The sequence below is a fragment of the Gilliamella sp. A7 genome, from assembly GCF_002142015.1.
Taxonomy (GTDB): domain Bacteria; phylum Pseudomonadota; class Gammaproteobacteria; order Enterobacterales; family Orbaceae; genus Gilliamella; species Gilliamella apis_A.
On record NZ_NASN01000004.1, the window covers coordinates 14,592 to 40,509 of the forward strand.

The following is a 25,918-nucleotide window of genomic DNA, read 5'->3' on the forward strand; positions in this document are numbered from 1 at the left end:
CTCATCATATACCTCATTATCTTAATATAAATAACAAATAATAAAAAATCAATTTTAATTGGTATATGTTGGTTTTTTTGATTTTAAAAATCAATATCTTATCATTTTTGTGATATAGATCACATTGACTTACCAATAAAAACCAATTATAAAATAATTATTAATTTAATAGAGGAAAAAAAATGAAAACAAAAATTGCTATAGCCTGTGATGATCTAGGATTTGAATATAAAGAAGAAATAAAAAAATATTTAATTAATGAAAAAAATGCCGATATTGTTTATGACCCAGTAAAAATTAAAGCAGACGGCATCAATACTTATGCCAAATTAGCTGATGAAATGTCAATTTTGATTCAGAAAGATGTTTGTCGTTTAGGAATATATATTTGTGGAACAGGTATTGGTTTTACCTGCCAAGCTAACAAACACTGGGGAATACGTGCTGTTGCTGTAACTAATCCATATTCAGCTAAACGTGCCAGATTAAGCAATAATGCACAAATCATTGGACTAGGTTGTCGTGTTAATGGACTTGAGTATACCAAAATGATTATAGACGCATGGTACGACCAACCATTTGATTTTACTACTGCGCGTGAAAATTCGAAGAAAAACTTGCTTGAAGCTGAGCATAACGATAATGCGTTATTGGTCAAACCAGCTCATATTGCTTGGAATATGGGCTTTAGAGCCAATGAGGAATCATAAAAGGAGTCACTTATGGAATTAATTACACAATTTATCAATGATTTAGGAAATTTTATTTTTATTCCTATAATATTTTTAATATTAATGGCTGCGCTCGGAAGGCCTATTTCTGAATGTATTGCTTCTGCAATGAAAGTCGGTATTGGCTTTATTGCATTAAGTATGACAATTAAATTTATGTTAGATAAAATGGCTCCTGCTGTTACAGGACTCGCCGAAAGCACAGGATCTTCACTTAGTGCAATTGACGTTGGTGGTGCAGCAACTGCTGTAATGGGATTTGGCTCAAGTATGGGACCAATAATTATTCCACTATGTGTTGCAGTTAATGTTTTATTACTTATACTAAAAATCACTGATTGTGTTAATGTCGATGTTTTTAACTTACACCAAAATGCGTCAATGGGTGCAATCGTAGGTGTTTATTCAGGTAGTTTCTTATATGGTGTATTAACAGCTGCACTATTTCACGTTTGGGCATTAATTGCAGCTGATCTAGGCGCAAAAAATAATGAGAAATTTTTTAACCTTCCAGAAGGTGTCTCAATTTCACATCCCGTCGCAAATACTTACCTTATTTTTGCTTATCCATTTAATTGGATTTATGATCGTATTCCGGGCTTTAGAAATATAACTGTTACAGCCGATACTATTCAAAAACGTTTTGGTGTTCTTGGCGATCCAACTATAGTCGGCTTTATTATTGGTGTATTACTTGGTTTTTGTGGTTACTCTTGGGAAAGTCCATATCACACCATTATTTCAAGCTTACAATTAGGTATGTACTTAGCGGCAGTAATGTTATTGTTACCACGCATGACATCAATTATGATGGAAGGTTTAGTGCCATTATCAAATGTAGCAAGAAAAAAACTAGTTAAACGTTTTCCTAATCGAGATATTACCGTCGGAATGGATACTGCATTAATTGTCGGTAACCCTTCCGTTATTGCTCCTGCTTTATTACTGATCCCTATTATTGTCATTTTAGCGGTTATTTTACCCGGTAATAAGGTTATGCCATTAGGTGATTTATCACAATTTGTCTTCTTTATTGCTTGTATGGTTCCTGTATTCAAAGGCAATATTATCCGTACCTGGGTTACATCAATATTTTTGTTTGGAGGCGGATTATATATTGCCTCATGGATGACACCTGCAACTAACGAAGTATTCCAAGCATTTGGTTCTAACCCTGATGCATCGGTAATGTATACCTCATTAAATCCATCAGCAAATCCATTTACTGGACTATTCGCAGCAACTAGTCATGTGGGAATATTTGGTTACATATTAATTGGCTTAATTTTGCTATCAGTAGGCTATCTATTAAAGAAGAAAGAAAAAAATTCAAAAAATAATACAAATGAGGTTTCAAAATGAAAAAAATATTAGTGGTATGTGGTAATGGCATTGCTTCTTCATCAATCATGGTTTCAATTTTGCAAGATTATTTAAAAGAACAGCATATTGAAGCTCAAGTAGATAAATCATCACTTATGGCTTGCAATGCTGATATTTTTAATAGTTATGATTTAGTTGTTTCATCAACAAAAATTGATAATCCAGATATAACAACCAAGGTTATTGTTGGAGCTGGTTTACTAACAGGTATTGGTGAAGATGCCATTTTTGAAGATGTTAAACAAAGCTTAACTCAATAGTTAGGAATTTAACCATGCATATTTTAGTTCATGATTTAGATGAAAAAATTGCAACTTATCAAGATGCTATATTAGAGTCAGGTTCATATTTATTAGAAAAAAACTATATTACACCTGACTATATTTCAGCGTGTATCAATCGAGAAAAGCAATATCCAACTGGATTACTGATGAATAATGGTATGGGGATTGCTATACCACATGCTAATTATCAATTAGTTAAATCAGATTCAATTAGTTTGGTACGCTCAACAAAAGGAGTAATTTTCGGTCTAATGGAGGATGCCAATTTAATTGTATCTTGCCAACTAATTTTTAATTTAGCATTGGCAACAAGTGATCAACATTTATCCATACTCAAGCGTCTATTTACTTTATTTCAAGATGAGTCTTTTGTGAATAAATGTCAACAATCTAATTGCCCACAAACGCAAGAATTAATCATTCAACAGTTAAATATTTAGTATACATTTTATAATCGAAAAATAGCATTAGCTATTTTTCGATAGGGGATTAAAGTGCAATCACAATTAATTATTAATGAATTGAATCATTCAGTTAAAACGTTGACCGATAATGATATCGTTGATCTAATACAAAAAATACAACAGCATAAACGTATTTTTGTGTATGGTACTGGGCGTTCAGGTCTTATGCTTAAAGCATTTGCAATGAGGTTGATGCAACTGGGTTTAAATTCCTTTGTGGTCGGTGAAACGACAACTCCAGCGGTTCAAAAAGGAGACTTGCTCATTTTAGCATCTGCATCTGGTGAAACAGAAAGCGTAAATATCATGGCGAAATCAGCACTCAATCAAGGAATTGATTTAGCTATAATTTGCGCATGTAACACATCTACACTAGCAAAACTCCAAACACCAAATATATTATTACAATCTGGAACTAAATTTACTCAATCACGAGTTAGCCAACAACCATTAGGTAGCCTTTTTGAACAAACGTTACTAATTATATTTGATACTGTTATTTTAGTTATGAGTAATCAATTAAACGATAGTAATAATGATATGGCACAACGACATGCTAGTTTAGAATAGTAGTACAATAATTTACCTTAAAACTACTTATTTTTCTGAGTAATTTTAAAATTAAATATTACATCTAAAATTTATTTAAAAATTAATTTCATTTTATACATAAACTAATCTTAAATAATAAACAATAACCTATTTATAATAATAGTTTTTCATTTTGGCAAAAAATGCTAAGATACTGTGGTTATGACTACGATTAATTACTGGCAACATATAAGTAAACGCCTTATTATTAAAACTGCATTATCGCACTTATTATTAGGTGTAATTGCTACTGGGTTCGGTTTTTACCAACAAAATGCGTTACCAGTTCAATCATTTACAAGTCAAGTTGGTATTATTGCGATTACTGAAATAGTTCAAGATCAGCAAACTCCAACTAAAAAAACCTCGCAAATCTTATCTTTGTCACCAAAGCAGCATTACGATAAACAAATTATCGCGCGAAATTATGACGAAGTTAGTCCAAATACTGTTATTCGATTATCTCCCTATAATGGAATAAGAGCCGGTCCAAACGCTACCGCTTAATAGATTTTATATAATCAAATTAATTAATTTATTCAATAAGGTTTAATCCTTATATCTCCCATTATAAAAAACAATAAGAGAAAAGTTATGTTATTAAAATTATTAACTAAAGTATTCGGTAGCCGTAATGAACGTGTATTAAAATCTATGCGTAAGCGTGTTGAAACAATCAATGCCCTTGAACCAGCAATGGAAGCATTAACTGATGATGAACTTAAGGCAAAAACTAACGAATTTAAACAAAAAATTGCTGATGGTACAAAATTAGACGATATATTAGAAGAAGCGTTTGCCGTAGTCCGTGAGGCAAGTAAACGCGTATTTGGTATGCGTCATTTCGATGTTCAATTAATTGGTGGTATGGTTTTAAATGAACGTTGCATTGCGGAAATGCGTACCGGTGAAGGTAAAACATTAACCGCAACGTTACCTGCTTATTTAAATGCGTTAACTGGTAAAGGCGTACATGTTGTCACTGTTAATGACTATTTAGCACAGCGTGATGCTGAAAATAATCGCCCTTTATTCGAATTTTTAGGCTTAACGGTGGGCATCAACTTACCCAACATGCCACCACATATAAAACGTGAAGCTTACAATGCTGACATCACTTATGGTACTAACAACGAATATGGCTTTGACTATTTACGTGACAATATGGTTTTTAGTAAAGAAGCCCGGGTACAACGCCCTTTACACTATGCTTTAGTAGATGAGGTCGATTCAATTTTAATTGATGAAGCAAGAACACCACTAATTATTTCTGGTCAAGCTGAAGATAGTTCTGATAGATATGTCAGTATTGATAAAATCATTCCGCATTTAATCAGTCAAGAAAAAGAAGATTCAGATCAGTTTCAAGGCGATGGAGACTTTTCGATTGATGAAAAATCACGTCAAGTTAACTTGACCGAACGTGGTTTAATCAAGGTTGAAGAACTACTTATAAAACAAGGCATTATGAAAGGTGATGAATCACTTTATGCACCTAGTAATATTGTGTTAATGCACCATGTTAATGCAGCACTTCGTGCTCATCATTTATTCCATCGTGACGTTGATTATATTGTTAGGGACAATGAAATCGTTATTGTTGATGAACATACTGGTCGTACGATGGATGGTCGTCGTTGGTCTGACGGTTTACACCAAGCGGTTGAAGCTAAAGAGCATGTTAAAATTCAAAATGAGAATCAAACATTAGCCTCAATTACTTTCCAAAATTATTTCCGTCTCTATGAAAAATTAGCGGGTATGACAGGTACTGCTGATACCGAAGCTTTCGAATTTAACCAAATTTATGGTTTGGATACCATTGTTATTCCAACCAACCGACCTATGGTAAGAAAAGATCAGTCAGATCTTGTCTATATGACTGAAAAAGAAAAGATTGATGCTATCGTGGCTGATGTACAAGCGTGTGTTAAACGAGGACAACCTGTATTAGTCGGTACTGCTTCAATCGAGAAATCAGAACTTGTTTCACATGCCTTTAAAAAAGCGGGTATCAAACATAATGTACTTAACGCCAAATTCCATGCCCAAGAAGCCGAAATTATCGCTGATGCTGGTAGTAAAGGGGCCGTAACAATCGCAACTAATATGGCCGGTCGTGGTACGGATATTATGCTTGGTGGTAACTGGCAAAGTGAAGTTGCAAAATTAGAAAATCCAACCGAAGCAGATATCGAAAAAGCGAAACAAGCATGGCAAGCGAAACATGAAGAAGTGATTGAACTTGGTGGTTTATATATTCTTGGTACTGAACGTCATGAATCACGCCGAATTGATAACCAATTACGTGGTCGTGCTGGTCGTCAAGGGGATCCAGGTGCTTCTCGTTTTTATCTATCATTGGAAGATCCATTAATGCGTATCTTCGCATCAGATCGTGTAGGTAATATGATGCGTAAATTTGGTATGAAAGAAGGTGAAGCAATTGAACATCCATGGATTACCAAAGCTATCGCTAATGCTCAGAAAAAAGTTGAAAGTCGCAATTTTGATATTCGTAAACAATTACTTGAATATGATGATGTTGCCAATGATCAACGTAAAGCTATTTATAGCCAACGTAATGATTTATTAGATAACGTAGATATCAAAGAAACAATTGATTCAATACGTGGAGATGTATTTACGACAGTTATTGATCAATATATTCCACCGCAATCGATTGAAGAAATGTGGGATATTGCTGGATTAGAAGCAGCTCTAAAAAGTGATTTCGATTTAGATTTACCTATCGCTAAATGGCTTGATGAAGAGCAAAATCTTCATGAAGAAAATTTACGTGAACGCATCTTACAACTTGCACAAGATAAATATCTTGAAAAAGAAAATGCAGCTGGCGCTGATGCCTTTAGACAATTCGAAAAAAACGTTATGTTACAAACACTTGATACGTTATGGAAAGAACATTTAGCCGCTATGGATTATTTACGTCAAGGCATTCATTTACGAGGATATGCCCAAAAAGATCCTAAACAGGAATACAAACGTGAATCATTCAATATGTTTGCCAATATGTTAGAATCGTTAAAATATGATGTAATTGGTATTTTAAGCCGCGTGCAAATTCGTTCACAAGAAGAAGTTGATGAAGCTGAACGCCAACGTCAAGCTGAAATCGAAAAATTAATGGCAAGACAAAAAGCTAACCATGAATCAATAGATGGTATTGATGGTGAGAATGGTGGACAAGCATCTAATTCATCACAACCGATTGTCCGCACGCAAGCAAAAGTAGGACGTAATGACCCTTGTCCATGTGGATCAGGCAAAAAATATAAACATTGTCATGGAGCTGTTAATTAAGCTTAAAATTTAGTATGATTAAACAATATTGATGTTTAAATCAACGAATTTTGTTAGTTAAAAATCAAAAGGGAAAGTATAAACTTTCCCTAACTTTAATCATAAACAGACAGGATCATGAAAAAACATACTGAAATTGCTGTAGGTATAATTCGTTCACAAGATTGTCAAATTTTTATCACTCAACGCGGTGAAGATTCTCATCTTGCTGGTTTTTGGGAGTTCCCTGGTGGAAAAATCGAAACTGGTGAAACACCTTATCAAACATTAGAACGTGAAATCGCCGAAGAAGTTGATATTCATATTCATCAAGCTCAGTTTTTGAAAACGTTTGAACATAGTTATGAAGATCGTGATATCACAATTCATGCCTACTTAGTTGAAGAATGGGATGGGGTACCTTTTGCAAAAGAAGGACAACCCAGCCGTTGGATTGATCAAGAAGATCTGAATGCGGACGAATTTCCTGATGCTAATAGACTAATTATTGAAATGCTTAAAAATTTAGATAAGCAAATTTAGTTTATCACTAATTTTAGTTAAGAATTTGGCGTGCGAGCTATTCTTAACTAAAGCTTCACTAAATATTTTACTTGCCTCCGAATTGCCTATAATTCAATCATTCGCTTTTTTACGACTAGATTAAAATTTCTAATATGCGTATTATCCACGTGATTTTCTCTTAATTATGACAATTATTAGAGATTATCTTGTTTATTTTAAGAAGGTACAGAAACAATGAAAGAATATAAAGTAGTAATTTATCAAGAAGGTGCTTTGTCTTCAATGCTCTTGGGCGCAGCTAACGCAAATGCTGAAAAATTTGGAGCTTTTTTAAATGATAATGCACAACAAGGTTGGCGTGTTATAACAATGCAAAAAGATATGCGCCGATTATTTTTATTCTGGCAACGAGAAGCTTATCTAATTGTGATGGAGAGAGAACGCAGCTAATTAAAATAGAATAAAACCTTTTCTATTTTACTATTAGGAATCAATATAAATTAACCATATTGGTTCCTATTAACCTAAAGACTATCTCTCTATTCTATTTATTTAGCTGATTTACGGTGTAACCTCTGTTCAGCCAAGGCGAGAAAAACAATCCCAACAATAATAGACAATGCTCCAAGTAAGCGCGTAAGCGTGATTTGTTCATTAAATGCAACAACCGACACTAACATCACAGTAACAAGTTGTAAATGTGATGCCGCAAAAGCTGGACCAACTGGTGCTTTTTTTAATAATACCATCCAGGTGATAAATGCCCCAGCATATCCAATCATAACTAAATATGCCCATCCATGACTAAAAATCCTTAACAACCAACTTATATTTGCTTCAAATGGCAAGGCAGAAATAGCCGTAAGTTTAAAAAAAGTCTGCCCAAAAGTATCAAAAAAGAGCAACAGAACAAAACCGATGATATAAAACTTTTTCATTAAGTTAATCCTACTAATATCACGCCGGTAGTTATAAAAAATATCCCTAACAATCGAAACGGTGTTAAATGTTCTTTAAATAAGATGCGTCCAGCAAGCATTACGGTAATCATATTAAAAGAGCCTAATAAGATCCCTTGCGATAGTGGTACTTCACTTAAAAAAGCTAACCAAAACACAAAACCAATGAAATAAGAACCAAATCCTAACCACAGCCATATGTTACCGAATAATTTCTGCCAATATCGGCCATCTTTATCATTAGAGGTCACTGCGGCATATTTAAAAGCAACTTGCCCTACTGTGTCACAAACAATATTAACTAACCATAATAAAATAATTAAGGTTGACATGAATGACAAATTCCATGAATTTCAAGCACACTATGTTTTATTAAAAATTCACTTTGAGTTGCTAATAACTTCAGTTGACTTTCAATATTTTCAGAATGCTTTTCAATAATCTGATGACAATTATCACATATAAATAAAATTGATATATGTTGTGGGTCATGAAAATGCGGACAAATAATATAACAGTTAGTTGACTCCACCTTATGAATAAAACCTTGCTCAAGTAAAAATTCCAGAGCACGATAAATTGTTGGTGGTTTAGCTTGTGGTTCACTGACTTTTAAAAGATCTAAAAGATCATATGCGCTCATTGCTCTATTGGCTTTAATCATAATATTTAAAACGGTTTTACGCTGAGTGGTCAGCTTAATACCGCGTTTTTTGCATAAAGTTTCAACTTTTTCAATCAGCAAGTTATGCATTCAGTTCCCTTCATTCTAATTATTACTTTTTCAATGCTGCTTTCTTTCGTCGTATTTCTTTTGGATCATTGATTAAAGCTCGATATATTTCAATACGATCACCATCTTTTACTTGTTCACTAAGCTCACAACGTTTGCCATAAATACCAACAAAATGACCATCTAATTGAATATTGCATAATGATAAGATATTGGATTTTGCAATTGCTTGCAAGATATTCGTTTGTTCATCAACCGCACAATCAATAATAGTCGGCTGATTAGGTAGCGCATATACAACTTGAATATTTATCATCTTAATATATCTGCCTTGCTCTTTGCGAAAATGCTTTAACCATATTGGTCATCACTTCTTTAAAAATAGGCGAGAAAACAGCGCCCATTAATTTATTGTTAAATTCAAAATCTAAACTAAAGCTAATTTTACTGTTTTGGTTATCTAGTTGAATAAATTGCCATCGACCTTCTAAATGTTTAAATGGACCATCTAACAATGCCATATCAATTGAATTAGGTTCATTAATTTTATTTATGGTCGTAAATGATTTTTTAAAGCCTAATTTTTCAACTTCAATAAAAGCAGTTAAAATGTTATCTTGCTTGCTAATAATCCCAGTTGCGATACAATCAGGGACAAATTCGGGGTATCTCGCTATATCGTTAACCAATGCAAACATTTGTTCGGTTGAATAAGGCTCGATTACCTCATGAAAAACATGTGCCATAATAATAAAATTAAAAGTTAAAATTAGTGGCATATAGTATCATGTAACTCTATAATAACGCACATTATGACTAAGAAAAAATCACATAAGCCGGGTTCGGCGACTATTGCATTAAATAAACGTGCACGCCATGAGTACTTTATTGAAGAGGAAATTGAAGCAGGGTTATCCCTACAAGGTTGGGAAGTAAAATCCCTGCGAGCAGGTAAAGCTAATATTAGTGACAGTTATGTGTTACTAAAAAATGGTGAAGCATGGCTATTTGGTGCAACAATAACACCATTAAACGTTGCCTCTACACATGTCGTATGTGAACCTATGCGTACTCGAAAATTATTGCTTAATGAACGTGAATTGAATTCGTTATTTGGCCAAATTAACCGCCAAGGTTATACCGTTGTGGCATTATCCTTGTATTGGAAAAATGCCTGGGCAAAAGTAAAAATTGGCGTCGCAAAAGGTAAAAAAGAGTACGATAAACGCACTGATATAAAAGAAAGACAATGGCAAGTTGACAAAGCTCGCATAATGAAAAATGCCAACCGCTAATCTTACTTACAATAGTAGTAAATCTTAAATCAATGATGGCGTATAATTTGTGGTTGAATAAAAAATGCTTGATGTTTTAATTCTTTAAAGTTCAATAAATCATCAATGACACTCACACAAGCCAGCGCCATCTTCTCAAAATCCTGCACAATAGCATCTATTGGATAATAACAATAATCAAGATAACTATTGTAATCATAAGAGCACAAATAGATCTGCTTTGGATCAATTTTAGCTTCGACCAAATAACTCAGTACCTCTTGCAGTAAATTACCTGATGGCGTAAAAATAGCTTTTGGTACCCTACCCAATTTTTGATGAACATTTTTCAGCAATTGATAACCTTTATTTGGACAATAATCATCACTCACCAGCCAATCTCTATCAACTTTTAATCCAACACTTTCTAAACCTTGCTTAAATCCCCTAAGTCTAGCTTGAATTGACGTTAACTGAATATCACAGCCAATAAAATAAAATTCATCTAACTTTTCGGCATAAGGTTTGATTAAATCAGCTACAGATTGCAATGCTTCACTAGTAATAAAAGGTAATGTCGTATCTTTTAGATAACGGTCAAAAAGTAATACCGGCGTATTTTGATTAATATCGACATAAAATTGATCACTATCTAATGACGTTACCACAATCATTGCGTCGACTTTACGTTCAACTAAATTTTGCGCAACTTTAAGCTCAACTTCTTTATTATAATGACTACAAGTAATCAATAGTTGAATATTCTTCCGCCGAAAGCAAGACTCTAAATGATGCAAAAACATTGAAAAAAATGAATTTGACATATCTGGAACAATAACACCAATAGTATTGGTACTGTTAGCTTTAACTAAATATTGATGAATATGTGATTGATCGCGGTATTTTTCTGCAATAGATAAAACTTTTTGTCGAGTTTGTGGAGAAATACGATATTTTTTATCTCGTTTATTAAATATATGACTGACGGTCGTTGCCGACACGCCAGCCAAACGAGCAATATCATTAATTTTCAGTTTATTACTCGCCATATACTAATCACCTTAATATTAACGTGGGGTGCGTTGTTGTTTATTTGGGAATACTGGATTGTTATTTGCCGATGGACTTTGATACCAATAAGCAACACTAGCAATATCATCACAACGTTCATACAATCTTATATCATCGTTACCAATTTGTTGAAAAGCCAGTTTGATATTTTTGTGGAACGCAATTGGATCTGGAAGATGCCAACGGTACAAACCATGCATTGGTAAACCATCGTCACCAAAACCATGTACAGGATTAGAATCCCCTGTTTGGAAAAAGTCACGTGTCGCATCACGGTTGGTTTGATAAGGATACCCCATAAACATAGTTTGGAAACATTTTGCTTTTGGACGTCCTTGGCTATCTCGATTATGAAATGCCCATGCACCACCAAAGTAATCTTCAGAACCAGTTGAATGTTGGGTTGGATATTCACTATCATCATCAAGATAGAATTTAAATTCACCTTCCCCCCACCAATAACGCTCTAATGCTGTAAGAGCTAAGTAGGTACCAACATAATAACCGTAACCTTGAACATTATCTAATATAACATAATCTTGTGCATAATTAGTTACACGTTGACGACGCCATTGTGCATGGAAATAAAGCGGATTTTCAAACGGTTTTGGCATTAACGCATAGTTAATGGTAAAGAAGAAATGCTGTAAATCAGCTTCATGTTCATTATGAATCTCAATTCGCGCTTTTTTATTAAATGGCATTCTAAAATAACTATTAAAACCACCGGTTGGATTAACCACAATTGGCATTGAATTTATATCACATCTAGCACCAAAACCATTACAGAAAAAGTCACCAATTGGACTTTCTACTGAAGGAACTGTTTCATCATCCCAATAAATACGAATAACCACATCACGCAATACAAAACTACCTCGATGCGTTCTATCGGTTAAAGTAAACCACATATGACGAATCTCAGCAGGACCAGTAATTTCAGCGATAGTCACTTTTTCACCCGCTGCAATTGAAATACAGCCTTGTCCTTTTCGACCTGGCCCTAAAGCACTAGCTTTCATACACGATTTACCTTTTTCGCCAGTCATATTTTCTGGAGAAATCGTTCTGGTTTGTTCAAAGTTAAACTGTGTTACTGAATTAAATATATTCATTTTGTATCCTCAATATTTTTTATCAAATACTATTTATTAAATTACTAAAATCTGTTTTATGATTTAATATTGTCTTCAAGCTTAGGACTATCTGATTTTTTATCACGGCTTAAGAAGAACACTGCAAAAATCATAAAGGCTAAAACAACTAAACCTAAGTTATTAAAGGTGGTTGCTGAACCATGAGTATCATAGAAATTACCAACGAAGGTAGAGAACAAAATCACGCCGACAGAACCAGCAACTTGATAACCTATTAAAAATACGGTAGCAGAGAGACGAGCGTTAAAATTATTATCAATATATTTAAACACTGACACTAAAATGGTTGAGATTTCTAAGCAGTGCATCAATTTTATTACTGAAATAATAGCAATACTTTCGACATGCCCAGTTAAGAAGATTCGCGTAGCGGAAATAAAAGCAGCAAAGATTAACGCATTTTTTGCCCCTACTTTATTAACCACAAATGGCACACAAAACATAACCGCAGCTTCTAAAAAGACCTGAAATGAATTTAAAATACCGTATAAGCGATAACCATCATTCACATCTTCAAATTGCTGAGTAAAATAGACTGGGAATAACTGTTGATCGTAAATGTTGTACAAGCTATAAGTTCCGAGAACATAAACAACAAATATCCAAAACTTTTTCAATGCAAATACTGAAACAATTTCGTTAAAACTTAACTTTTCTTTCTTTTGAAATACTAGCGAAGATGATTTGCTTAAATCAGGTTTGAAATTAAGATTGAGTATCATAAAACAGATACCTACAACTGAGGCGGCCCAAAAATTAAGATGAGGATTAATACTAATTAAAATACCGGCGACAAACGTACCAGCAGCATAAGCAATACATCCCCATGTACGACATTGACCAAATTCAAAATCAAATGCTCGGCTTATTTTTTCACAGTATGAGTCGATTAACCCCATACCAGCAATCCAACCAAAGCCAAGAAAGAAACTACCAAAAATAACACCAGCATAAAAATTATGTCGCAATAGTGGTTCATAAACATAAATTAGCGCAGGTGCAGCACAAGTTATAATGATACTTTGAAACCAAATAAGGTGTTTCTTAAGCACAAGTTTGTCTTGATAAACACCATAAATGATCATGATGATCAATGAAATAAAATAGTTAAATGAATAGATGATACCGGTTTGCTTTGCAGTTAAACCAATCTCTTTACTAAGCCATATTGCATAAAAAGAAAAAACAAAACTACCAGCTGCGTAATACATAATGCTATAAAACGAAGCAAACCAATAAGTTGGTTTTTTATAAAATGCACTTGTCATAATTTATCCTATAAAGAGTTAAGCACTAATTTGAGTATGAATAGCTAAAAATTTAGCTTTAACGGCTTTATTGGATAAATGTGATCAACTTCAAAGTAATTTTATTTTTAGTAAACGGTTTAATTGGCAATAAGTAGAAATAACATTAATAAACAGTATGTTATTTAAATTACTGAGAGGTGAATAAAAATTACAATTTAATTAAAAGAGTCAAACATCTCGATTTAAGACTTAAAAAAATAGCTAAAAATGCAATTAGCCAATAAATAAAAAAATAACCGCTAATAATAAACTAGCGGTTATTTCAAATATCATGGTTAAGCATTTAAGCTAATTAATTTACCATCTTGCTTAACATGAACATCTTGACTATTTTGAACACATAACGAGATCACTATCTATTTTCTGATAATCCGATTATTAGTATTAACAAAATGGAGCATTGAGAGAGACACTAAATAACCAATTTAACAACAAAGCTCAACAATAGCTTAAAAGTAAATTTAAACACTTTGCATTATTAGGCAAAATGTTTTAATTTCGTGAATAGGAAAAAGCTAGATATTGTTAAAATAATTAGCGTTGATCGTCAATTGTCACTCCTGCAGGTGGTGTAAACTTAAACTTATCTATCGCAACTTTACCTAAACTTTGACGAGATAAATCATAAAAGCTGCGCTGACCATCTTCTTCAATAATTGTAAAATTTGAAATCATGCCGGTAGGTAAAACCGAAATAATAAAATCCTGATTAGAACCATCAGTCGGTTTTAAGGTAAAAGAATCTTGTTTACGTGTAACATGATAAGCATTCCAAATTGGATTATGGCTATCAGTAATTAGCAACATTAAACGATTATCTACCGCTTTTTTCAAACTCATTACGCTCACTTGCTCAACCGCTGGAGTGTAGACCCACATATTAGTTCCATCAGAAATAATCGAAGTTTCATCAGGTTCAGTCAGTGTCCAATTAAAATAATAGGGCCTAGTCACCCATAAATCACCTTTTCCTTGTTGAACCGGTTGTTTATCAGCTGTTTTCACATCTTGTGAAAAACGAGCATAAAATCCATCAATTTTAGCTAATCGTTCTTGTAACACCTCTTTATCGCCTGCCCATGCAGAAAGACTTGTAAGTAACCCAATTAACATTAGAAACTTCTTCATTACCAATCCTTATGTATTTTGTGTAATAAAATATATTCAACAATCATTCATTTTAATGACTAATTTAGTTAAAAATATTACCGTTTTTCTGTTAGCGGTGGAAGATATTTTCTTTTCTTTTTCACTATTATTAGTAAAGCGGTATATAATAACTATATTTGGTAATTATGGGTATATAGTGCACCATGCCTAGTCTCTCTTTTGAATTTGGTTCAGATGAATTTAAACCTTTAGCGGCAAGGATGCGTCCACGCAATCTATCGGAATACATTGGTCAAAGCCAACTACTTGGTAAAGATAAACCTTTGCCTAAAGCTATTGAGGCAGGTCATTTGCATTCAATGATTTTGTGGGGACCGCCTGGTACAGGTAAAACCACCTTAGCAGAAATTATTGCCGATCATGCCAATGCTAAAGTTGAACGCATTTCAGCAGTTACTTCTGGTATAAAAGATATTCGAGAAGCGATAGAGCGAGCTAAAATTAACCAACAATCTGGTGTTAGAACCATCTTATTTGTTGACGAAGTCCATCGCTTCAACAAAAGTCAACAAGATGCATTTCTACCTTATGTCGAAAATGGCACAGTAACCTTTATCGGCGCGACAACGGAAAATCCCTCTTTTGAATTAAATTCTGCGCTTTTGTCTCGTGCGAGAGTATATCTACTGAAATCGTTAACCAATAAAGATATTGAGCAAATTTTACAGCAAGCTATGGATGATACTAATCGGGGTTATGGTAACTTAAATATCACATTACCTGAACAAACTAAACAACAGATTGCCGAGTTTGTTGGTGGTGATGCAAGAAGGGCACTAAATACACTCGAATTATTGGTTGATATGTCCGATGGCCAAGCCCTTACACCAGAATTATTAAAAGAAGTCATTGGCGAGCGTAGTGCAAGATTTGATAATCAAGGCGATCGTTTTTATGATCTTATCTCGGCAGTGCATAAATCAATTAGAGGCTCTGCACCTGATGCCGCACTTTATTGGTATGCCAGAATCATATCGGCTGGTGGTGATCCTCTCTATGTTGCCCGTCGATTGTTAGCAATAGCTTCAGAAGATGTTGGAAATGCCGATCCGAGAGCAATGCAAGTAGCACTAGCTGCTTGGGACTGTTTTACCCGAGTAGGGCCTGCGGAAGGCGAGCGAGCTATCGCCCAAGCAATCGTTTATCTGGCTTGTGCACCAAAAAGTAATGCGGTTTATCTTGCATTTAACCAAGCAATGAAAGATGCCGCATCTCAGCCAGATTATGATGTACCAGAACATCTACGCAATGCACCGACCCAATTAATGAAGAATTTAGGTTATGGAACTCAATATCGTTATGCCCATGATGAACCTAATGCCTTTGCTGCCGGTGAAAACTATTTTCCACCAGAAATGGCTACAACTAAATACTATTATCCCAGCCAACGAGGAGCTGAAAAAAATTACGCTGAAAAATTAGCGTGGTTAGAAGATCAAAATAAAGCGAGCAGTATTCAACGTTACAAATTGAAAAAAAATTAGCATGTGATTTTAGTATATTTTACCAATTAAAATTGCATTCTTTGCTCGTTAAAACCTAAGTTACAAATAATCCAAACGTACATATTCACAAGAAAATAAGTCATCTTTAACATGAGTTGACATAAATCAAAAACAAAAAACTTTATTTAACAAATTATTAATCACAAAAATCAATCTTAACTTAATGAATTAACAATCGTTTACAATTATTTATTAGATATAAACTATCATATCAACTATAATCAAACGCGATATTTTGCACTTAAAAAAGCCTTTCTAAGAAATAATTAAAGAAAAATGAAATATAGGGAATATACCGTGAGTTACTTAACGAGCAGTAAATATTTAGCACTATGGTTTTGTTTAGTATTATTATTCCAACCAATCCAATCAGCTGATGCTAGCCTCTCGCAAACTACAATTGAAACGATAGCAGGATCACCGCCACATTTATCACTACCATTAGAAATGAATATGGACGATTTAAATTTATTTGGCTTAAACGTTTATAATCAAAATTATTATGGTGAGGAAGTCAATAATTTACCACTCACGAGTAACTATCCGTTCAAAGATAAAATTGCAATCGCCCCAATGAAACATCCAAATGAAAATGAGTTCCATGATGCTGATGGTGATGAATTAATTGGATTTGAAGCAAACGGCAATATTAAAATGGAATGGTTCTATACAAATTCAAAGAATAAATTAGTTTCTTTTACTCCAAAAGATAATGACACATTTTGTTCTTTAGCGAAAAAAAATATAAATGCTCCGTTCAAAGTAAAATTGACAACGGATTCTTTATTATTGGTAACCAAACATGGGCACCCTGACTACTTTGTCTATCCTAATGACGATGTAACAACACCACCGTCAAAAACTTATACCATTATGGATGATGTCGGAATTTGTTATGCTAAACCAGAAATAAAACCAAAAGAATCCAAAGCTAATGGACTATCACAATGGGATCGAGATAATGGCTTTTTACCACAATCGAGAAATGATCCTAGCAAAAACTTTCCTACAACCGGTTTTTATGGTGCGCGATTTCAGTTAATTTTGACTAATGCACAATTGGCTAAAGATTATGAGTGGTCAATTAAACAAGGTGGTGAGTTGGTACAAGTTAATAAAGACGATAAAACTCAAGATGTTACAGTATCATTTGATATGCCAGATGCTAAAGATCCAGCAAAAGCTTGGCAATATATAATGGGATCTAGTGATGGATATACGGTTATTGTAGAAGGAAAAAACCCCCAGAAAAATACTACTATTGAATATTCATTTACCCTCGTTAAATGGTTTACCGGTTGGGATGAAAATAAAATTGGTGAACCTGGTGCCTCTGTTACAACAGGACCCAAAGTGGATGAAAGCTGTAGCGCCTTAGCTGGCGGTGGAAAATATCGCATAAGTTATACTAACGAAGTGGTTAATTCCAACTTACAGGCGGCTAAAGCTAAATATACTCGAGAGATAGGCACACTTTTCAGTGAATGGGGTGATCCTAGTCAAAAAGCATACCCAAACTCTTGGGCGGCCAATGATAAACAAGATGTTAGATACAAAAGAATTTGGTTATATGATCCGGACCAACAAAAATACTGTGATTTACATACTTATCAAGCAGTTTATCATTGTGTAGCTGAAAGTGGTTTAAAAAATGGCTTATGCACAGCAGTAGCTGAGGATAACTAGCAATTTTTACGGACAGTGAAATATTAAAAGGATATCTAATTCGGGTAGCTAATTTAACTTTCCTGTCCCTACCTCAACAAGTATAAATCCCTCATCACTTTGACTATCACAAAAGTGAATCGCAACATAAATATGGCTAATTTGTATCATTCAATATTAAGTAAAGTAGTTTCACTTACTCTGAGATTAAGTTCTAGCTACAATTAGCTGCATCATTTTTTCATTCACAATTTTTAATACAACTAATTAATAATCATTAACCAACTATCCAATACTAATTTTTTATGATTATTGGATAATTAGTGCTGACAAATAACTTATCAGTTTGCAATCTATTGGTGAAAATAAAGTCAAAAAGATAAAGGCTAGTTTGTTACTAATAACCATTCATTTAATACTAATTGTATCTTTTTTCTAACAATTAGCATCAGAACACAAATAACTAATTATCATTGAAATCGACTAAATCTACTGTTTGCATTATAATCTACAGCAAAAATAATAATAATAATAAATATAAATATCATTTTATCAAATAGTTATCTATTTTAGACTAAAATGATAAAGGATGATTAAAAAGGAATTTAAACAATGAATCAAATTATCGATAAGTCTATAAAGACAATATCGTCAGTGCTACCTTTATTACTATTATCTCCTTACGGCTACTGTTCGTTTAATTCAAAAACGGTTGAAGCTATTCATGGTAACGTACCATGGTTATCAACACAATTAGAAAGCAATATGAAAGATTTTGAGCTTTTTGGTTTAAACACCGATGGTAAAAACTATTACGGTGAAGAAGTTAAAAATATGCCATATTCAACAAGTTATCCATTTAAAGAACGTATCAAAGTCGCCCCCATAAAACTTCCCGATAATAGCCAATTTGTCGATGATGATGGTGACCAATTAACTGCAATTGATACCACTAGTCCAATCGTTATGACGTGGTATTATACAAATGAAAACAAAGAACTTATTGAATTTAAACCAACCAAAAGTGATACATTTTGCTCATTATCGGAAAAAGGTTGGTATGCGCCTTATAAAATCAAATTAGAAGCAGATGGCGTACTATTATATACCCAATATGGACTACCTAATTCAAATCAATACCCTAATAAAAAGATTATTGATAGCCCTTCTAAAATGTATACCTTAGTTGAAGATACCGGTTTTTGCTATGCAAAACCTGAGTTACAACCTCGTCTTGTAACAAATAGTGAAAAAGACCACTGGGATCCAAAACATGGTTTCTTAATACAATCAAATAACCAATCAATAAACTTCCCATCTACTGCTTTTTATGGTGCACAATTTGACCTATCTCTTGCACAAAAAGGCCTCGTTGATAAATATAATTGGCAACTATTAAAAGGTAAAGAACTTGTCAGTGAACCAATAATCAATGCGAGCAATGACTTTGTAACACTAAGATTTGGTACCGATAATGCCAAAAACACCTTACTAGCTTGGAATTACGTTATGGGTAATAATACTGGTTATGAAGTTATTTTAGAAGGTACCCATAAAACTCATGGTTACAAAATCCATTATGGATTCACCATAACAAAGTGGTTTTCTGGGTGGGATCTTAGTACCATGGGCACAGGTAATAGTTCAGTAGGAACCGCATCACAAATTGTTGAAGCATGTAAACAGCAACCAGGTAATTACCGTATTGCTTATGCTCACGAAGTGAGTAATGCTGATATTGATTCCAGATATGGTATTTATACCCGTGAAATAGGTACGTTATTGGGCGAATGGGGTGATCCAACTCAAGAAGCATACCCGGGATCTTGGGCACCTAATGCTAATGAACAGAATATGAACAAAAGAATTTGGCTCTATGAAACGAAAAGGGAACAATACTGTGATATACATCCAGACAGAGGTGTTTACCATTGTTTAAAGGAAAACCAACTAAAAAATGGCTTATGTATAGCGGTCGATACTAATTAAATTTTTCATTCTATATTAAGAGCTCTATCTATTCATAGGTAGAGCTTATCATTGGCAATTTTTATTTTTCTTTGATAGCACCTATCATTATCGTTTTTACTATTAAAAACCAATTCAAAAAATATTATCCGTAATCATTGATTTTCGTTAATAAATTACCGATCACTGTTTATTAAGCATACTACATATAGTAATAAAATGATTAATAGGTACTATATATTGTATATTTTGATAATTATCAATTATCATACGCTTCATTAAAACATAAAAATGGATGATAAATGAATAATGAACAAGTCAATGCTAGTAACTAAACGTGATGGAAAAAAAGAACCTATCGATCTTGATAAAATCCACAAAGTAATCACTTGGGCAGCGGAAGGATTAGATAATGTATCTGTTTCTCAAGTTGAGTTACGTTCACATATTCAATTTTATGATGGTATCCGTACATCGGACATTCATGAAACTATTATCCGTGCAGCAGCTGATCTTATCTCTCAAGATGCGCCTGATTATCAATATTTAGCAGCCCGTTTAGCTATCTTTCATTTACGTAAAAAAGCCTACAATCAATTTACACCTCCGTCACTTTATGAACATGTAAAAAAACTTGTTGCCAGCGAACGCTATGACAAACACCTTCTTGAAGATTATACTCAAGAAGAATTTGAGCAAATGGATAAAATGATCGACCACTGGCGTGATATGAATTTTTCCTATGCAGCTGTCAAACAACTTGAAGGCAAATATTTGGTTCAAAATCGCGTAACCGGTGAAATTTACGAAAGTGCTCAATTCTTATATATCTTAGTTGCCGCGTGTTTGTTTGCTAACTATCCGAAAGAGAGTCGTTTAGATTATATCAAACGTTTCTATGATGCCGTTTCGACATTTAAAATTTCATTGCCGACACCAATAATGGCTGGGGTTCGTACACCAACTCGCCAGTTTAGCTCGTGTGTATTAATTGAATGTGATGACAGCTTAGATTCTATCAATGCCACAGCTGGTGCGATTGTAAAATATGTTTCACAACGAGCTGGAATTGGCGTTAATGCGGGTCGTATACGAGCATTAGGTAGCTCAATTCGTGGTGGTGAAGCCTTCCATACTGGTTGTATCCCATTTTATAAATATTTCCAAACTGCAGTTAAATCATGTTCACAAGGTGGTGTTCGTGGTGGCGCAGCTACAGTATTTTATCCACTCTGGCATTTAGAAGTTGAAAGTTTATTAGTCCTACGTAATAACCGTGGTGTTGAAGAAAACCGAGTACGACATTTAGATTATGGTGTACAAATCAATAAATTAATGTACCAACGTCTAATTAAAAATGAAAACATCTCTTTATTCAGTCCATCTGATGTGCCGGGTCTTTACGATGCTTTCTTTGCCGACCAAAACAAATTTGAAGCACTTTATCATCAATATGAACAAGATGTTAATATTCGTAAACGCGTAGTTAAAGCAGTTGAATTGTTTTCATTATTAATGCAAGAACGAGCATCAACTGGCCGAATTTATATTCAAAATGTTGATCATTGTAATACTCATAGTCCATTTAATGCTCAACTGGCGCCAGTACATCAATCCAATTTATGTATGGAAATTGCCCTACCAACTAAACCACTTAATAATGTTAATGATGATAAAGGTGAAATTGCACTTTGTACGTTATCTGCTTTTAATTTAGGTAAAATTGAATCTCTTGACGATTTTGAAGAGCTAGCTGATTTAACCGTTCGTGCCTTAGACGCTTTGCTTGATTATCAAGATTATCCGGTTCCGGCAGCTAAAACGTCATCAATAAACCGCCGCACATTAGGTATTGGTGTAATTAATTATGCCTATTATTTAGCTAAACATGGAGTTAAATATTCTGATGGTAGTGCCAATAACTTAACCCATCGCACATTTGAAGCAATGCAATATTATTTATTAAAAGCATCAAATAATTTAGCTAAAGAAAAAGGTGCCTGCCCACTATTTAGTGAAACAACCTATGCTCAAGGTATCTTACCTATCGATACTTATAAACAAGATATCGATACACTTACTAAAGAACCATTACATTATGATTGGGAATCTTTACGTCAATCAATCAAAACTTATGGTTTACGTAATTCTACTTTATCAGCATTGATGCCATCTGAAACTTCCTCACAAATATCAAATGCCACTAATGGTATTGAGCCACCACGAGGATATGTCAGCATAAAGGCGTCAAAAGATGGTATTTTAAAACAAGTGGTACCTGAATATAAAAAATTAAAAGATTTATATGAGTTACTTTGGCAAATCCCAAATAATACAGGTTATTTGCATTTAGTCGGTATTATGCAGAAGTTTATTGATCAATCAATTTCAGCCAATACTAATTATGATCCAACTAAATTCCCTAATGATAAAGTACCAATGAAACAGCTATTAGCTGATTTATTAACAGCTTATAAATATGGTGTAAAAACCCTTTATTATCATAATACTCGAGATGGTGCTGAAGATATTCAAGGTGATATTGAAGTCCCATCAAGTGATGATGGTTGTGAAGGCGGAGCATGCAAAATTTAATTGTTCTGCTTAGCCCTAAAAATAAAAGTAGCGGATAACAACTGAGTTATCCCTACTATTCCGACTTTTTACTTATCTGCACAGTAAAAAGCTTAACAAATTTCTGTTAGGAGTTCGATTATGAGCATGAATTACAGCACCTTCTCACACGTCCATAATGATCAACTTAAAGAGCCAATGTTTCTTGGTCAACCGGTAAATGTTGCTCGTTACGATCAACAAAAATATGAAATGTTTGAAAAGTTAATTGAAAAACAACTTTCTTTCTTTTGGCGTCCTGAAGAGGTCGACGTATCGCAAGATCGTATTGACTATGCAGCGCTCCCAGAACATGAAAAACATATATTTATTAGTAACTTAAAATATCAAACTCTGCTCGATTCCATTCAAGGTCGAAGTCCAAATGTGGCTTTATTACCATTAATTTCTATTCCTGAACTTGAAACATGGGTAGAAACTTGGTCATTTTCAGAAACGATTCATTCACGTTCATATACCCACATTATTCGTAATATCGTTAATGATCCATCGGTTGTATTTGACGATATTGTGACCAATAAAGAAATTCAAAAACGGGCTGGTGATATTGCTGGCTACTACGATGAATTAATTAGTTATGCTAGTTATTATAACTTGTTGGGTGAAGGTAAACACACTGTCAATAATCGAACTATCACTATTAATCTACGAGAGTTAAAAAGACGACTTTATCTATGCCTAATGAGCGTTAATGCGCTTGAAGCGATTCGTTTTTATGTGAGTTTTGCTTGCTCATTTGCCTTTGCAGAACGTGAATTAATGGAAGGTAATGCCAAAATAATCAAACTGATTGCTCGTGATGAAGCATTACATCTAACCGGCACACAATTCATGATTAATACCCTAAGAAGCGGTGAAGATGATCCAGAAATGGCCGAAATCGCTAAAGAGTGTGAACAAGATTGTTATGACCTCTTCTTACAAGCTGCTAATCAAGAAAAAGAATGGGCTGAATATCTATTTGAAGGTGGTTCAATGATTGGTTTAAACAAAGATATTCTGTGCCAATACGTTGAGTATATTACCAATATTCGTATGCAAGCGGTTGGTCTCAAATTACCATTTGAAGTAAAATCGAATCCAATTCCATGGATCAATAACTGGCTTGTTTCTGATAACGTACAGGTTGCGCCACAAGAAGCAGAAATGAGCTCATATTTAGTTGGACAAATCGATTCAGAAATTAGTGAAGATGATTTAAGCGATTTTACCTTGTAATTATTAATCGCAAAAACCCCTTTCCTCAAATTTTTTATCAAAGGAACCTTATCGGTTCCTTTAATATTATTAATCCATTATGCACAACAATCATTGCTTCTGCATTAAACACTATCAAAGCATAATTTAACTAGATTTAAAGCCTTTAATGACATCAATTCATCTGCCATAATTTTTAAGCCACTTTGATAGCAAACACGCGCTTCAAACATGTCGTCAATGTATCATTTGGTAGCCAAACTATTACAACACTTGTTACTCAAGATGATATTATTGCTAGAACTGAACATGTGATTTAATTGAAAAATAACTCATAAAACCTCCTAAAGCAAAGACCTACTAATGTAGGTCTTTTTTAATGATTTTATTAATTCTATTAATTAATTAGGAAAAATTATTTTTGCTCAACAGGCTGGACCCACATTTGCTTATTTTTAAAATCAATTTTAACTCTGTTTTTACTTAAAAAGTCAGCGCCTAATAATCCGTCAGATTGAAATTCATTAGGAAATGAATCAATTATTATTGGCAGAACGCTATCATTCGCGACATTATTCACATCAAGTGATATAGATTTAAAATTATCTTCAGGATCGCTTATTGTAATTGATTCCGGTGACAGGGATTGTTCTTTGATGAGTGATACTGTCGCCCCTGTATCTAAAACCATTTTATAATTCTTTATACCATCGGACAGATTAACAACCAAACCTTCACCATTTAAATTGAAGGGGATAGCAACCCAGTTTGGATTTAAGTCGGTTGAAGTATCATCGGATATTGTTAAATTACTTTCAGGATAATTGATAGTTAATACATAATTATCAAACAAGTTAAGGCCAATAACAGCTTTAAATGCATTGCTATCCTCACTATTATCATTATCCATCGGATCACTCGAAATAAATAATCCCCAGTCTTTATATTCAACCACTTGCACATTATTAAAGATAAAAGAATTTAATTCTAACTTGTTGACAATAAATGATTTAAGTTCTGTGACATCCCCAGAAAGATCAATCGATCTGATTTTTTCAGAGTTTTCCGTTTTATTAGGAATCTTATTAATTAAATCCATGGGTAGATGTAAAGCTATTTTCGAACCGGTATCCAATGTCATGGCAATTTTTTCACCTTGAAAATCCATCATGATTAAAGGTAAATTATATTTGTCATCAAAATTTAGATCCCAAGTAACTTCAACACTTTGTGCAAAGTGACTGATAAACAACATGATTAGAAATAGTATTTTTTTATTCATTGAACTATCCTCATTGTATTCTCATTCCTAATATCTCTATTTGATTTGAAATTATTAAAAATGTTTATTATTGATCCTTTGTTTTTTAGCCATTTTAATTGTTTCTAATTGATATACAATAACATAATGTCTATATCGTGATTATTTTTCGTACTACTGATTATGGAATGTTCTTTATTGCCCGATCACCCAATACTCGGATGTTATTATTGCCAGAACTGAAAATATTATTAAAACAACAGATAATCGACCTTTCTCTACTAACTAAACCACTCAGTAAGTTAATTGTAGAAAAGTATCGACATACCATGCTTAACTTATTAATACTCTTATTTATCCTCAATAAATCATATTTGATGGTATAGACTCCTCAATTATTTCTTCAAAATCTTAAATGACACATTTTATAAGCATGTGGCATAACTATATTTATCAACTGCTTTTATTGCTAATAATTCTAAATAAGTTGTGTCATGGAGCATTTACATTAAGTTATTTAACTCACTATTTTTTCTGAACAAATCATATTTGATGGTATAGACTCCTCAATTATTTTTACAAAATCCTAAATGACACATTTTATAAGCAGTGGCATAACTATATTTATCAACTTGTTTTTATTGCTAATGATTCTAAATAAGTTATGTCATGAAGTATTTACATTAAGTTATTCAACTCACTATTTTTTCTGAACAAATCATATTTGACGGTA

General features: G+C 33.5%; 25 protein-coding genes. 15 read left to right on the forward strand and 10 right to left on the reverse strand.

Features of this window, described 5'->3' with window-relative positions:
* Positions 1–182: 182 nt before the first annotated feature.
* The 9 genes from B6D18_RS02030 (at position 183) to B6D18_RS02070 (ending at position 7,731) form a co-directional block, all read left to right on the forward strand.
* Complete coding sequence (locus B6D18_RS02030; RefSeq protein WP_086320781.1) at positions 183–710, forward strand: RpiB/LacA/LacB family sugar-phosphate isomerase; 528 nt, start codon at positions 183–185, stop codon at positions 708–710.
* A gap of 12 nt (positions 711–722) precedes the next feature.
* The gene (locus B6D18_RS02035) at positions 723–2,093 is read left to right on the forward strand and encodes a PTS galactitol transporter subunit IIC (protein WP_086320782.1); all 1,371 of its coding nucleotides are present in this window, start codon (positions 723–725) and stop codon (positions 2,091–2,093) included.
* Positions 2,090–2,374 carry a PTS sugar transporter subunit IIB gene (locus B6D18_RS02040; RefSeq protein ID WP_086320783.1) on the forward strand — a complete coding sequence of 95 codons (285 nt, stop codon included), beginning with the start codon at positions 2,090–2,092 and terminating at the stop codon, positions 2,372–2,374. Before B6D18_RS02035 ends, B6D18_RS02040 begins: the two co-directional genes overlap by 4 nt.
* 14 nt (positions 2,375–2,388) lie before the next feature.
* The gene (locus B6D18_RS02045; RefSeq protein WP_086362913.1) at positions 2,389–2,838 is read left to right on the forward strand and encodes a PTS sugar transporter subunit IIA; all 450 of its coding nucleotides are present in this window, start codon (positions 2,389–2,391) and stop codon (positions 2,836–2,838) included.
* Positions 2,839–2,892: 54 nt separating this feature from the next.
* Entirely contained in the window at positions 2,893–3,432 is a 540-nt protein-coding gene (gene hxlB / locus B6D18_RS02050; protein WP_086362914.1) for a 6-phospho-3-hexuloisomerase, read from the forward strand.
* 183 nt (positions 3,433–3,615) lie between these two features.
* Positions 3,616–3,960 carry a hypothetical protein gene (locus B6D18_RS02055; RefSeq protein ID WP_086362915.1) on the forward strand — a complete coding sequence of 115 codons (345 nt, stop codon included), beginning with the start codon at positions 3,616–3,618 and terminating at the stop codon, positions 3,958–3,960.
* Positions 3,961–4,047: 87 nt separating this feature from the next.
* Positions 4,048–6,777, forward strand: coding sequence for a preprotein translocase subunit SecA (gene secA, locus B6D18_RS02060; RefSeq protein WP_086362916.1), 2,730 nt, complete (start codon positions 4,048–4,050; stop codon positions 6,775–6,777).
* Positions 6,778–6,894: 117 nt separating this feature from the next.
* A complete protein-coding gene (gene mutT / locus B6D18_RS02065; RefSeq protein WP_065613906.1) occupies positions 6,895–7,299 on the forward strand; it encodes an 8-oxo-dGTP diphosphatase MutT in 405 nt (134 codons plus the stop codon).
* A 216-nt stretch (positions 7,300–7,515) separates the two neighbouring features.
* Positions 7,516–7,731, forward strand: a complete 216-nt coding sequence (locus B6D18_RS02070; RefSeq protein WP_086362917.1) for a DUF4177 domain-containing protein — start codon at positions 7,516–7,518, stop codon at positions 7,729–7,731.
* A 98-nt stretch (positions 7,732–7,829) separates the two neighbouring features.
* Here B6D18_RS02070 and B6D18_RS02075 read toward each other — a convergent pair whose 3' ends face one another.
* From B6D18_RS02075 to B6D18_RS02095, 5 genes are read right to left on the reverse strand one after another with little or no spacing between them, the layout of a single operon-like run.
* Positions 7,830–8,219: a multidrug efflux SMR transporter gene (locus tag B6D18_RS02075; protein ID WP_086362918.1), complete on the reverse strand. Its 390-nt coding sequence runs from the start codon at positions 8,217–8,219 to the stop codon at positions 7,830–7,832.
* Positions 8,219–8,572, reverse strand: coding sequence for an EamA family transporter (locus B6D18_RS02080; RefSeq protein ID WP_086353826.1), 354 nt, complete (start codon positions 8,570–8,572; stop codon positions 8,219–8,221). Before B6D18_RS02080 ends, B6D18_RS02075 begins: the two co-directional genes overlap by 1 nt.
* Positions 8,560–8,994 carry a zinc uptake transcriptional repressor Zur gene (gene zur, locus B6D18_RS02085; protein WP_086362919.1) on the reverse strand — a complete coding sequence of 145 codons (435 nt, stop codon included), beginning with the start codon at positions 8,992–8,994 and terminating at the stop codon, positions 8,560–8,562. The genes B6D18_RS02080 and zur overlap by 13 nt, the downstream gene beginning before the upstream one ends.
* Positions 8,995–9,016: 22 nt before the next feature.
* Positions 9,017–9,289, reverse strand: a complete 273-nt coding sequence (locus B6D18_RS02090; RefSeq protein ID WP_086362920.1) for an RnfH family protein — start codon at positions 9,287–9,289, stop codon at positions 9,017–9,019.
* A 1-nt stretch (position 9,290) separates the two neighbouring features.
* Complete coding sequence (locus B6D18_RS02095) at positions 9,291–9,752, reverse strand: type II toxin-antitoxin system RatA family toxin (protein ID WP_216818806.1); 462 nt, start codon at positions 9,750–9,752, stop codon at positions 9,291–9,293.
* 33 nt (positions 9,753–9,785) lie between these two features.
* Here B6D18_RS02095 and smpB point away from each other — a divergent pair, with 33 nt between their 5' ends.
* On the forward strand, positions 9,786–10,268 hold the full coding sequence (smpB, locus tag B6D18_RS02100; protein ID WP_065577589.1) for an SsrA-binding protein SmpB: 483 nt from the start codon (positions 9,786–9,788) through the stop codon (positions 10,266–10,268).
* A 29-nt stretch (positions 10,269–10,297) separates the two neighbouring features.
* Here smpB and B6D18_RS02105 read toward each other — a convergent pair whose 3' ends face one another.
* From B6D18_RS02105 to lolA, 4 genes are all read right to left on the reverse strand, one after another.
* Positions 10,298–11,296 carry a substrate-binding domain-containing protein gene (locus B6D18_RS02105; RefSeq protein WP_086362921.1) on the reverse strand — a complete coding sequence of 333 codons (999 nt, stop codon included), beginning with the start codon at positions 11,294–11,296 and terminating at the stop codon, positions 10,298–10,300.
* Between the two features lie 18 nt (positions 11,297–11,314).
* Entirely contained in the window at positions 11,315–12,433 is a 1,119-nt protein-coding gene (locus tag B6D18_RS02110; RefSeq protein ID WP_086362922.1) for a glycoside hydrolase family 172 protein, read from the reverse strand.
* 56 nt (positions 12,434–12,489) lie between these two features.
* Positions 12,490–13,743, reverse strand: a complete 1,254-nt coding sequence (locus B6D18_RS02115; protein ID WP_198201334.1) for an oligosaccharide MFS transporter — start codon at positions 13,741–13,743, stop codon at positions 12,490–12,492.
* Between the two features lie 576 nt (positions 13,744–14,319).
* Complete coding sequence (lolA, locus tag B6D18_RS02120; RefSeq protein ID WP_086362924.1) at positions 14,320–14,913, reverse strand: outer membrane lipoprotein chaperone LolA; 594 nt, start codon at positions 14,911–14,913, stop codon at positions 14,320–14,322.
* 185 nt (positions 14,914–15,098) lie between these two features.
* On the opposite strand from lolA, the gene B6D18_RS02125 reads away from it, so the two are divergent.
* The 5 genes from B6D18_RS02125 (at position 15,099) to nrdB (ending at position 23,945) form a co-directional block, all read left to right on the forward strand.
* Entirely contained in the window at positions 15,099–16,439 is a 1,341-nt protein-coding gene (locus tag B6D18_RS02125; RefSeq protein WP_086362925.1) for a replication-associated recombination protein A, read from the forward strand.
* 318 nt (positions 16,440–16,757) lie between these two features.
* Positions 16,758–18,146: a hypothetical protein gene (locus tag B6D18_RS02130; protein ID WP_086362926.1), complete on the forward strand. Its 1,389-nt coding sequence runs from the start codon at positions 16,758–16,760 to the stop codon at positions 18,144–18,146.
* Between the two features lie 591 nt (positions 18,147–18,737).
* Positions 18,738–20,114, forward strand: coding sequence for a hypothetical protein (locus B6D18_RS02135; RefSeq protein ID WP_086362927.1), 1,377 nt, complete (start codon positions 18,738–18,740; stop codon positions 20,112–20,114).
* Positions 20,115–20,402: 288 nt separating this feature from the next.
* Positions 20,403–22,688, forward strand: a complete 2,286-nt coding sequence (gene nrdA / locus B6D18_RS02140) for a class 1a ribonucleoside-diphosphate reductase subunit alpha (protein WP_086362928.1) — start codon at positions 20,403–20,405, stop codon at positions 22,686–22,688.
* 126 nt (positions 22,689–22,814) lie between these two features.
* Complete coding sequence (gene nrdB, locus B6D18_RS02145) at positions 22,815–23,945, forward strand: class Ia ribonucleoside-diphosphate reductase subunit beta (RefSeq protein WP_086362976.1); 1,131 nt, start codon at positions 22,815–22,817, stop codon at positions 23,943–23,945.
* A gap of 394 nt (positions 23,946–24,339) precedes the next feature.
* Here nrdB and B6D18_RS02150 read toward each other — a convergent pair whose 3' ends face one another.
* On the reverse strand, positions 24,340–25,206 hold the full coding sequence (locus B6D18_RS02150; RefSeq protein WP_086362929.1) for a hypothetical protein: 867 nt from the start codon (positions 25,204–25,206) through the stop codon (positions 24,340–24,342).
* Positions 25,207–25,918 lie beyond the last annotated feature (712 nt).